At 66.6% G+C, this 287-nt stretch carries 1 protein-coding gene; it reads right to left on the reverse strand.

Going from position 1 to position 287, the window contains the following annotated elements; all coding sequences use genetic code 11:
* On the reverse strand, window positions 1-273 hold a 273-nt coding region (locus FLQ44_RS21220), incomplete at its 3' end, for an HAD-IC family P-type ATPase (RefSeq protein ID WP_500692564.1).
* Between the last annotated feature and the right edge of the window lie 14 nt (window positions 274-287).

Consider the following 287-nt stretch of genomic DNA (forward strand, 5'->3'; position numbering starts at 1 on the left):
GAAGGCGACAATGCTCAGGCTGACGAACACGTTCTGACGGATCACCTTGCGCGTGTGACGGCTCAAGTCCACCGCAAATGGCAGGTGGCGGAGGTCATCGGCCATCAGCGCGACATCCGCGGTCTCCAGTGCGACATCCGAACCCGCGGCGCCCATCGCGATGCCGACCGTGGCGCTGGCCATCGCCGGCGCGTCGTTGACGCCGTCACCCACCATCGCGACCTTGTCCTGCGCGCGCAGCTTGCGTATGGCCTCAACCTTGTCCTCGGGCATCAGGTCGCCCCAGG

This window comes from Vogesella mureinivorans (assembly GCF_007644035.1).
Lineage (GTDB): Bacteria > Pseudomonadota > Gammaproteobacteria > Burkholderiales > Chromobacteriaceae > Vogesella > Vogesella mureinivorans.